6 protein-coding genes and 1 pseudogene are annotated in these 10,899 nt (G+C 63.8%); 4 read left to right on the forward strand and 3 right to left on the reverse strand.

Annotated features, from left to right (window positions below):
• Position 1: 1 nt before the first annotated feature.
• The gene (locus tag NV1_RS41210) at positions 2 to 712 is read right to left on the reverse strand and encodes a TetR/AcrR family transcriptional regulator (protein ID WP_084526736.1); all 711 of its coding nucleotides are present in this window, start codon (positions 710 to 712) and stop codon (positions 2 to 4) included.
• A gap of 1,173 nt (positions 713 to 1,885) precedes the next feature.
• On the opposite strand from NV1_RS41210, the gene NV1_RS41215 reads away from it, so the two are divergent.
• Positions 1,886 to 3,112, forward strand: coding sequence for an enoyl-CoA hydratase-related protein (locus NV1_RS41215; RefSeq protein WP_067905039.1), 1,227 nt, complete (start codon positions 1,886 to 1,888; stop codon positions 3,110 to 3,112).
• A 793-nt stretch (positions 3,113 to 3,905) separates the two neighbouring features.
• Positions 3,906 to 4,367, forward strand: a complete 462-nt coding sequence (locus NV1_RS41220) for a hypothetical protein (protein ID WP_157117770.1) — start codon at positions 3,906 to 3,908, stop codon at positions 4,365 to 4,367.
• Between the two features lie 305 nt (positions 4,368 to 4,672).
• Here NV1_RS41220 and NV1_RS41225 read toward each other — a convergent pair whose 3' ends face one another.
• Together NV1_RS41225 and NV1_RS41230 are read right to left on the reverse strand one after the other, a co-directional pair.
• On the reverse strand, positions 4,673 to 5,536 hold the full coding sequence (locus NV1_RS41225; RefSeq protein WP_067905045.1) for a phytanoyl-CoA dioxygenase family protein: 864 nt from the start codon (positions 5,534 to 5,536) through the stop codon (positions 4,673 to 4,675).
• Positions 5,533 to 6,141, reverse strand: a complete 609-nt coding sequence (locus tag NV1_RS41230) for a TetR/AcrR family transcriptional regulator (RefSeq protein ID WP_218027370.1) — start codon at positions 6,139 to 6,141, stop codon at positions 5,533 to 5,535. The genes NV1_RS41225 and NV1_RS41230 overlap by 4 nt, the downstream gene beginning before the upstream one ends.
• Positions 6,142 to 6,557: 416 nt before the next feature.
• Between NV1_RS41230 and NV1_RS41235 the strand changes: the two genes are divergently transcribed.
• Complete coding sequence (locus tag NV1_RS41235) at positions 6,558 to 9,803, forward strand: protein kinase domain-containing protein (RefSeq protein WP_067905048.1); 3,246 nt, start codon at positions 6,558 to 6,560, stop codon at positions 9,801 to 9,803.
• 530 nt (positions 9,804 to 10,333) lie between these two features.
• Positions 10,334 to 10,655, forward strand: a pseudogene (locus tag NV1_RS43050) (IS110 family transposase); the annotation flags it as partial.
• Positions 10,656 to 10,899: the final 244 nt, after the last annotated feature.

Below are 10,899 nucleotides of genomic sequence, written 5' to 3' on the forward strand. Positions count from 1 at the left end.
ACTAGGCCGTCTTGCTTTTTGCGGCGGTCTTTCTCGGTGCGCGTCTGCGACGTGGCGATGTCTTTTCTTCGTCCGTCGCGCTCGGCGCGATGCCATTACGGATCAGTGCCTGAGCGGTCCTGACCACGACATCGAGAGACCCGCGGCGAGGTGTCCACCACTCTGCTGCCCAGTTCAATGATCCCACGATGAGCATCTGGGTGACATGGAGATCCAGATCGCTTCGGATCTGTCCCTCTGCCGCGGCATCCTTGATCAATTTCCGCCAGATGGTCCCGTAGTGGGCCTCCTCGGCCAGCTGGCGGGCACGCAGGTGTTCTGGCACCTGTCCGCTGTTACGGATCGAGGCGGTGGCGTAGTCCGACAATTCCAGTTCGTGCCGGAGGTGTGCGTCGATGGCGATCATGATTCGCTCGATCGGTGGTACATCGCTGGGTATCTCGTCGATCACTTGCTGCAGGTGCTGCACCATGTCCGCGATGCCGCTCCACATTACTTCCTCGATCAGTTCCTCGCGGGAGGGGAAGTAGTAGTAGATCGCGGGCGCCTGGAGTTCGGCGTAGTCCGCGACATCGCTCAAGCGGGTACCCGAGTACCCCTTCAAGCTCAGCACGTGTGCAGCGGCATCGAGGATCCGCTGGCGGGTGCGGGCGGACTTCGGCTCCACGTTCTGGTCGTCCGACGTCGGCTGCAACTTCGGTTTTCTAGCCACGATTCAACTATAAGTCAGCAATCTGCTCTGTCCGCAGCTGTGCGGTGGTGATCGGTGTGTGGTGCGACGGTTGGCAGGCTTTCGAATTTAAATTAGATGGTTGGTGTTGGGGGCCATCTGTAGGACGGGACACCGATCCGCAGGAGGTACCCCATGCTCAACGCAACGAAGCGTGTGCCGGCAATGCTGCCGCCGGCGATCTGCGTATCGGCGGCGGACGAGCCGATGCTCCTCATCCACGGATCCGCACTGAACTGGCAATCCTGGGGATCGCCGATCTCGTCGGTAGCCGTACATCTTTCGATGCCCGGTCGGCTTGATCTCGCCGGTCGGGCACCGGTAGCGCACTGGGGAGTCTCGTTTCCTTCGGCTCGGCGCAAACGTCGTGTCAAGCGCCCGAGGCCGTACCTGCGGGTGTCGCCGTGCGGGCTGCATCGGACTCTGCCGAGCAGCGCACTTCATCGCACGTTCGGTTTCCGGGCTATGCCAGCCGGGATCCATGACGATCAGTCCCTCGATAGATTCGAGCACGTAGCTCGTGGCTTCCCGGAAGGGCGCTGAGAGTGGGATGCGATGGACTCCGCGAACCACCGGATGTATGCCGGGCTCGGTCGGGTCGGCGGGTTGCGTGGCCACGTGTACCACCTGGATCATCTCCTCGGGGCTCGACTTCACTGTGTGTATTTCAGATTAAAAAATAGTCGCCAGATGCGAGTCGTGACCCTGCGGATGAGTTGCTCACGTTCCGCTCCGGGGCGACTCAGCGCGCAGCGGCGTGTTGTCTGGTGCGCCACCCGAGGTCTAGCTCGGTTTTCCGCAATCGGGGACATGGTTCGTTCGATTTGAATCGATTCGATAAATCTCCTGATCGGTCGGCCGGGAGTAGCGTAAGGCCGAGTTCACGGAGTGACGCCAGCTTCTTCGAAAAATGTAATATATGATAGATTATATGCGCGCCTGGGGCGTGCAATGCGGTCGACGACGCGGGACGCTGTGCCGGTGATCGCCCGTTCAGTGCTGTCGCCGGGGCAACTCTTGCCCTGAGCTGTGTGGATGACGTGCGGCAACGTGAGCTGTCCCGTGCCGGCTGCGGGGTGGATGGGGTTGCCGGGGCGGCGCTGTGGATGATATTTAATATATAGTAAAATACTATTGCGGAAGTTGGTGTGCTCGATGGCTGGCGAAGCGGATCCCCCACGTGCGACGGACGAAGAGGTTGCGGCTGAGAAGGTGGCAGCCGAACTCTACGAGGTCTTGGCGACGGGAGACCGTGAGCGGCTCGATGCCATCCTGCATCCGGAGTTCGAGGGCAGGACCGCAGAGGGGATGCCGTTCGGACTCGGTGGTGTGTACCGGGGGCCCGATTCGATGTGGCGCGAGTTCTGGGGGCGCATCGCCCAGCACTACCGTGCCCGTGCGGTTCCCAGGGAATTCCTGTGGTCCGGCGATGGTCGGCTGAGTGTCGTCGGCCGCTATCAAGGGAAGGCCAGAGTCGGGGGAGGGACTCTGGATGCCGAATTCGTCCACACGCTGACATTCGTGCAGGGCAGGATCGCTGAGCTGAGTCAACTGACCGACACTGCCCTTTGGCACGATGCATTGAAGCCGAAGAGTGGTTTGCGCACAGTCGAATTCGAGGTTTCAGACGGGGTCGCCGTGCTGCGGTTGAACAGACCCGAGCAGCGCAATGCGATCGATCCGGCGATGGCCGGCGATTTGTACGAGGTCGCGCAACGATGCGTGGGGGCGGACGACATCCGAGCCCTTGTCCTGCTGGGTAACGGCCCCGCGTTCACCGTCGGCGGCGATATCGAGGTGTTCGCCGACACCGATCCGGATTCGTTGGCTACAACGCTGCGGCGCATGGTCACCCCGTATCACGAAGCCTTGCGTATCTTCACTGAGCTCCCGGTGCCGATCATCACCGGCGTGCGCGGCGCAGTCGGTGGCGGTGGCTTGGGAATGCTGTACTGCGCCGATGTTGCGCTCGCCGCAGAGCGGACAAAGTTCGCCACCGGATTCACGGCGCTGGGACTTTCCGGCGACGGCGGAACCTCGTGGTATCTACCTCGGCTTGTGGGACTGCGCCGTGCCCAAGAGATGTACCTCGGCCGAGTGCTCGACGCGACGCAAGCATGCGAATGGGGACTGGTCTCCGCGGTCGTACCCGAGGATCGGCTGGAGCAGGCCACGTTCGAGCGGGCCGGAGAGTTGGCCGCCGGGCCCACGCGCGCATACGCGGAGATCAGGCGATTGCTCCGTGATTCAGCGACGGCGACCCTCCCTCAGCAGCTGAATGCGGAGATAGAATCAATCACTCGCACCGGCGGAACTGCTGACGCCGCACAAGCGGTTCGCTCATTCCTGTCGAAGACCAAACCTGCCTTCCAAGGACAGTGACTCCGCCGTGCGGAACCGCGCCCCACGGCCTCTTCGCAGAGTCGGCATGCCGCGGGTCTTCACCGTGGCCTGCTGACCGGTTGTCACATCGTGGCCGCAAGGTTCCTCGCCACCAGGCAGGTGTCGGTTGCGCGCCGTGCGCCGCAGCCTACATATCCGCCAGGACCGTGCCACAGGCACATCACTGATGCCGCGGCCACGGACCAGGTTCGCGATCACCGATGCCCCGCCGATGTCATGGCTACCGAAGAAGATGAACCCGCCGTAACTGCGTACCACAGCCGCGACCGGGAACCAGCAGCGACAAAATAGGGTCGGATCATCGCGAATCAGAGCACGACCGGCTGAGTCGATCGGTATCGCGATTCTGTGGTCGTCATAGGACAAGATTCGGCAGAGCCACGGGCCCTGTTGCGAGGTCATGCCAGCCTCTACCGGCGTCGGACGCGCTTGTGATCAACGCTCGCGCGGTCCGTTCGGTGGCCTCGAACGCGGCGGCCGCTGCCCCAGCGTCAGCGGGTCTGTAATCGTTGCGTCCGCAGTTCCGCGAGCGCGACCCGCACCTGGAATATCTTTCGTGTGCCGAGATCCGCACCAGAGGTGCAGCCCGACAAGTGAGGCAGCTGATCGATCTTGCAATTCGGCGGTATCGACCACATCCACAGTGGCGCAGCCGCATCGAAGAAATGCCGACACGATTGTCGGGTGGCGAAGCCGACTCCGCGTCGGCCCCTGCGAGCCACGGTTCAGCTCCTGCGGGAGCGATCACTTGGATTGCTCGCAGTCGACCGTCGTGAAGGGCTTCGGTGAGGTTTCGAGCGCGTGCTGGGAAGTTCGGTACGAAGGCATGCAGGCCGAGGAGGCTCGGCGGGAGTGGCGCTGTACGGGTTTGCTGCACCATATGCATGATGGAGGCGGCCTGCTCGGTGAGATCTTCCCAATGGTGTATGGCGAATCGTGCCCGCTCGATCGCTGGGTCCGCAGCGATGCCGGCGTAGCGAGGTGGGTGTCGGCGGGTGAATCTGCCCACGGCAGCGGATACTCGGGCTCGAGCCGCTGGTCTGTTGCCACGATGTCCCAAAGGGCGTTCCAGGCGCTCGCGTGCACCAGATTCCGCGGAGAGGCGCTGGGCAAGAGCGAGCGACGATCTCGATGCGCCGGTGCCCTCGCCGCCGACGACACTACCGATCTACGCAAACTCCGCGGGCGCAGCAACCGCATCGCCGACCACGTCGAAGACTTCGCGATCATATGACCCGGCTCGAAGGCCACCGCCGCGACTCCTGGATCGGCGTCGTCGATAAAAGACGCGCTGCCAGCTATTGCCTCGTTTGCCCGTAACTTCCATCGACCGTCGACGCCGTCAGCAACGGGCCGACCGTGCCCTACAGTTCCGGGCCCGTCGAAGGCCATGTCAACCGCATCATTCTGTGGAATCTGAAATGTGATCATCGGCAGGTCTCGCCGATTGCTGGCCACTGGCATGCCGCCGAGGGGATGAGTGGCTACCGGTTCGCGATTTGCTGGAGAACAGTCGATTATCGGCCGTATGCTGCATTTTCAGGATGTTCCGAGTAGGCGTTTGGGATGCATGCCGTTGACCTGGCCGATGAAGGGTGGGTGGATGCTGTAGCCGAGCATGCGGCGGATGTCTTCGGAGACGATGCGGGCGCAGTCGCGGCTGGTGGACAGGGTGAAGGCTTCTTGGGGGCGCAGCCAGGGTTCGCAGTACTGGGCGGTCACGGCCAGTCGTGGATCGTCGGAGCGGTTGGCGCCGCCGCCGTGCCAGAGAGTTCCGAGGAAGAACACACACGACCCCGGTGCCATCTCGACGCTGATGATCGAGTCGGAGGCCGTCGGCCGCCGGTCGGCCCACTGGTGGCTGCCGGGGATGACGACGGTGGCGCCGTTGGTTGGGGTGAAGGGGTCTATCGCCCATACGGTGGCCGCTCCGACCGGCGGGCGGGGCCGGGGCAGTGGATAGAACGCGTCGTCGTGGTGTAGCAGTTGCGTGTTCTCGCCGGGCAGGATGTTGATGACTTGCAGTTGTGACAGCAGGTAATTCGGTAGGAACAGCCTGTCGAGCAGGGCCAGCACCCGCGGATGGTCGACTAGGTGGTCGCAGTCACGGGTTTTCTCCAGCACGCTGTAGAGGCGTTGGGTGCGTTGGCCTTCGAAGGTGTTGCGGCCGGTGTGATCGAGCAGTTCTGCGGCGGATTCGCGGATGCGTGCGCAGTCCTCGGCGTCGATGAGGTCTTCGAGGATGACGTAGCCGTCGCGTTCGAGGGCCGCCATATCGGTGTCGACCGCCGCCGAATCCGCCGTGGCACCGCCGCTTTCGGTGGCCTTGTGTCGTCGCGCCAGGTCGGTACCCAGGTCCTCGAGGTCGGTGACAGTGCCTATCGGGGCGGGGTCGTGGTTCATGGTGTGTCTCCTGTCTTTTCGGTGAGTCCGACCGCTCCGGAAACGAAGGCCCAGAGTTGGTCGACGACGGACTCCGGAGTCGGGCGGGGTGTGCGGGTGAGCGCGACCGAGACCACGGCGTTGGTGCCGGCGAGGGTGGCGGCGGCCAGATACTCCGGATCGCGATCGGTGGGGATCTCGCCCTGGTGCTGGGCCCGCGCCATGTTTCGGGTACCGAGTTCGATGAGTATGCTCAGCCGCGCGGTGTGCGCGGTCGCCACCTCGCTGTCGCCGACCAGACCACCGAGCACGATCGGGGCCAGCGGCTCGCCGTAGAGGAACCCCACCCAGTCCCGGATACGATGCTGTTCCCGTGCCGCCCAACTGGATTCGGTGTATTCACGCAGCGCTGCGGCATCGCAGAGCCGGTCGTAGAACGCCTCCAGCACGGCGATCAGCAGTCCGGTGCGGGTGCCGAAATACCGGTACGGAAGTCCGGTGCTGACACCCGCGCGGCGCGCAACCGCCGCGACCTCCAACTCCCCGGTCTCCCTCAGCTCATCCGTGGCTGCCTGAAGCAGGTTCTGGCGGGCGGCGCTGCCGCGTCTTGTCTCGGTGGTACCCACAATCGAATTGTAAGTTGAGTTCAACTCAAATAGCAAATTATCTGAGTCCATCGACACCGCACTCCGCTGGTCGTTCCACTTCTTTGGAAGTGGAACGACCAGATACCACGCCAACTGTGAATGTCCGAAGTCGTTTGCACCGGTGACCCGATCGTTAGGGCCTGTTTGCGGAGGACTTCGAATCATCGGTGTGTCGCGAACTCGCAGCAGGGAGATCGTGATGCGGCACTGGGCGCTCCGCCCGGCCACCACGACAACCGCCCGCCAGGACTAGATGCGCACCTAAATGACCGCCGGGGAGTCGAACCGCAAGCGGAAGGCCACCCTGGCCTGTTTCTACGATGCCGACCCGGTCGTGGTCCGGCATGACGGGGATATTCTGGCTGATAACACTGTGGTTAGGTCATGGGTAGCGAATGGTTGAGAGCGGTTCGTTTCAGACACGGCGTGACGTTGGTGTTGATGTCGTCACGGAGTTGAGTGCTGCCGGTTTCGAGGATGCGCAGGAGATTGGGCGGGGCGGTTTCGGCGGGGTGTATCGGTGTGTCCAGCGGGCGGTGGATCGCACGGTGGCGGTAAAGGTGCTGACCGGAGAGGTCGACGAGAATCGGGAGCGTTTCTTTCGCGAGCAACGTGCGATGGGGCAGCTGACGGGGCATCCCAATATCGTGGACGTGCTCGAGGTCGGTGAAACCGCGAGTGGTCTGCTCTACCTGGTAATGCCATACCACTCGCACGGCGACCTCGATGTGCGCATTCGTCGCGACGGTCCGATGTCGGTAGGAGAAGTGCTGCACCTAGGGGTGAAGATTGCGGGCGCGCTGGAAACGGCGCACCGGGCGGAGATTCTGCACCGCGATATCAAGCCGGGAAACATTCTGCTCACCGACTACGGCGAACCCGCGTTGACCGACTTCGGGATCGCCCATATTGCCGATGGATTCGAAACGGTGACCGGCACGGTCACCGGTTCACCGGCGTTCACCGCGCCGGAGGTCCTCGGTGGCGACGCCCCGAGCCGGGCCTCGGATGTGTACGGGCTGGGAGCCACGTTGTTCTGTGCGCTGACCGGCCACGCGGCCTTCGAGCGCCGCAGCGGCGAGCAGGTGGTCGCACAATTTCTGCGGATAACGAATCAATCGGTCCCCGATCTACGCAAGCGCGGCATACCCGACGATGTGTGCGCGGTGATCGAGGCGGCGATGTCGCGCGACTCGCGAGACCGCCCGACCGCCGTGGAACTGGGCCGGCAACTGCAGCAGGTGGAGCACATTCATGGTTTCACCGTCGACGAGATGGCCCTGTGCGGTGAAGCGGGAGCCGACCGGGTGTCGCCGGTGGCAATGGCAGGGAGCGGCGCCGGCAACCTTCCCCTCGAACTCACCAGCTTCGTCGATCGGCGGATCCAGGTGGCCGAGGTAAAGAATATGCTGGCGGGGTCGCGTCTGGTGACGCTGACCGGAATGGGCGGGGTCGGCAAGACCCGGCTCGCACTGCGCGTCGCCCACAAGGTGAAGGAGGAGTTCGCCGACGGTGTGTGGCTGGTCGAGTTGGAGGGCCTACGGGATGCGACATTGGTGGTCGATGTCGTGGCCGGCGCCCTCGGTCTGCGGAACCAGAGTGCCCGGCCCGTGCTCGAGGTGATGGCGGATTCGTTGGCCTCGCGCAAGCTGCTGCTGATGCTCGACAACTGCGAGCAGGTGATCGATGCGGTCGCGAAGCTGGCCGAATCGCTGCTGCGGACCTGCCCGCAGCTGCGGATCCTGGCGACCAGCCGCGAGGCTTTGGGCGTAGGCGGAGAATCGGTGTTCGCGGTGCCCCCCTTGGGAATTCCCGATCCGACGGACAAGTCGGCGCTGCGCGCGCCAGCACGCTACGACGCGGTGACCTTGTTCGCCGAACGTGGCGCCGCGGCTGTGCCGGGCTTCGAGGTAACCGACGACACCAGGCTCACGGTGGCCCAGATCTGCGCCCGCCTGGATGGGTTACCACTGGCGATCGAGCTGGCCGCGGCCCGATTGCGGACGATGTCGCCCGAGCAGATCCTGTCCCGGCTCGACGACCGTTACGAACTGCTGACTCACGGGCGTCGAGGCGCCGCGATGCGACAGCAGACCCTGCAATGGTGCGTCGGCTGGAGTTATGACCTGTGCACGCTGGTCGAACAGCAGGTGTGGAATCAGTTGACGGTATTTGTCGGCGGTTTCGAACTCGATGCCGCCGAACAGGTGTGCGACACCGGCCTGACCCAGTCGGAATTGCTCGATGCGCTGTGCGCACTGGTAGACAAGTCAATCTTGATCCGCGACGAAACCGACGGCACGGTCCGCTTCCGGATGCTCGAGACCGTCCAGGAATACGGCAAGAAGAAAGCCGAGGACAGTGGAAAGCACCTCCAATACGCGCGGCGGCATCGACAGTGGTGCGAACGGCTCGCGACCCAGGCGGAGAAGGAATGGGTGGGGCCGCACCAGCTGCGATGGATTGCCCGGCTGGAGCGGGAACTGCCCAACCTGCGCAGAGCATTGGAATTCGGTTTGGCCGAGTCCGACGATTGCACGTTGCGGATCACTGCCGCCCTCCACATGTTCTGGACCTTGCGTGGACGACTCAGCGTGGGCCGCCGCTGGTGCGAGCGCGCACTCGACCACACGACCGTTGCGCCGACCACCGACCGGGCAAAGACGCTCTATGTAGCCAATGTGACGGCCGCGATGCAGGGTGATCTCCCGGTCGTCACCGAGACACTGACACAGCTCCGGGCTCTGGCGGAGCAGGCTGCCGAGCCGCTGGTCACAGCCTTTCTTGCGCACGCCGAGGGAAACACGTGTCTTGCGGGCGCCGATGGTGATATGGTTCGCGCAGGCGCTCTCCTCGCCGCTGCCGTCGACACCTACGAAGCAACGGGAAACCTCAAACAAGAGCTGGATGCGCGGATTTCGCTCGGATGGGCCTACGCACTGCACGGGGATACCGAGCGGGCTCTCGCGGACCTCGACAAGGGGCTCGCGATCACCGAATCCTCCGGTGAGATGATGCTTCGTTCATGGTTGTCGTGGGCAGCGGGATTCACGGTGTGGCGAAGAGACGAACCCGATCGCGCCGTGCACCTGCTGCAGCAGGGGATTCGATCGGCCCGGCTGGTCGCAGATCCACTCGTCGCCGGGGCCTGTTTGGAGACGCTGGCCTGGATCGCGGCCAACCAGCACCACACCCGGCGCGCCGCTGTCCTGATGGGTACCGCGGGTTCGCTGGAACGTGTTACCGGCGGCTCCGCACTCATGTTTCGCGGTCTGCATGCCTATCGAGATGAGTGCGTCCGGTCCAGCCGTGAGGCACTCGGCGAACGAGCATTCGAGGCGGCTCGCCAGGAAGGCGCCGCGATGAGTTTCGATACCGCGGTGAGCTTCGCGCTCGGCGAGCGAGCCGAAGCCGCTGAGCCGGCCTCCCGTTCAGTGGGAAAACTGACCAAGCGTGAGCGCCAGGTCGCCGATCTCGTTGCCCAGGGCCTGACCAACAAGGCGATCGCCGCCCGGTTGGTGATCTCACAGCGCACCGCCGAGGGACACGTGGAACATATCCTGACCAAACTGGGGTTCGCCTCACGCGCGCAGATCGCCGCATGGACCGCCGAGCACCACAGCCTGCAACCTGGCACCTAGGCCTGCTCGGACCTCGGCATGTGTTCTGCCACAACGGCTTTCGAAAGTGAGGACTGGTATCCGCGCCACCCGTGCATGCTGGTCGGGAGAGGCGAACCCGGGGAATGTTCAACGGATCTGGGGCGGGTCGATCTGAGATGCTGGGAGGTTTCCGGACAGTGGCTCCAACGTAGGATTTGGGGTTCATCGACAGGAGTTGTTGTGGCACGGAGGAATTCGCGGTATTCGCCTGAGTTTCGGGAGGCGGTGGCGTAGGAAGTGATCGAGCGGTCCCGCGGGGTCGCGGAGGTCGCGCGTGAGTTGGGTGTGGTGGCCGGTTGAAGGAACTCGAGCGTCGAGTGCGTGAGCTGGAACTCGAGAACGAGTTCCTGGGAAAAGACCGAGGGCGGCTTCGCGGCCCTGCGTGGACGCTGAAATCGTCTGCGGTTCTTACGTTCCGGCGTGGCTGCGTGGCGGATGCTGTAGGGGTTGCGTGTCACGGCCGACCCCGGTCGATTTGCGGTGCTGTGAGCCCGTTGGGAAAGGTGGTGGTGGAGGCAGGGCGGCTCTCGTCGGTCGTGCATGCGCGGTGCGCGGGGATCGACATTTCGAAGAAGGACGCGAAGGTGTGCGTGCGGGTGCAGGGCGCGGGCCGGTGGGCGACGAAGACGACGGTGACGACCTGGGGTCGATGAGCGGCCAGATCCTTGCGCTGCGAGAGCATCTGATCGCCGAGCAGGTGAGCTGTGTGGTGATGGAGTCGACAGGCGACTACTGGAAGCCGTTCTATTACCTGCTCGGAGACGGGCTGAACGTAATGCTGGTCAACCCGGGCGAAGCCCGCAACCGCCGGGCCGCAAGACCGACGTCAGTGCGCGGTCGCCCAGCTCGAAGCCCTCGGCTACACGGTGTCGCTGCAACCACGCGCGGACACCGCCTGAACCACCCGGTCAGGTCGCTCGCTTACCAGCTGTGGTCACCTTCGATTTCGTAGGAGTGGGAGTTTTCCCGTCCCGTGTCCGGTTGCTCGAATGCTCCTTTCCGAGCAGTCCGAAGCACCTTTCTGTTTGCTCTGTTGTCGCTTCTCAGGGGTACGCTGTTGGTTAACGAAAGGGGT

Origin of the sequence: Nocardia vaccinii NBRC 15922 (genome assembly GCF_001613305.1) — a bacterium.
Classification (GTDB): Bacteria; Actinomycetota; Actinomycetes; order Mycobacteriales; family Mycobacteriaceae; genus Nocardia; species Nocardia vaccinii.

Bases quoted from the DNA above. Each gene is read 5' to 3' on its own strand.
- NV1_RS41215 (WP_067905039.1), top strand. From the start codon at position 1,886: ATGGCTGGCGAAGCGGATCCCCCACGTGCGACGGACGAAGAGGTTGCG.
- NV1_RS41225 (WP_067905045.1), bottom strand. From the start codon at position 5,536: ATGAACCACGACCCCGCCCCGATAGGCACTGTCACCGACCTCGAGGAC.
- NV1_RS41235 (WP_067905048.1), top strand. From the start codon at position 6,558: ATGGTTGAGAGCGGTTCGTTTCAGACACGGCGTGACGTTGGTGTTGAT.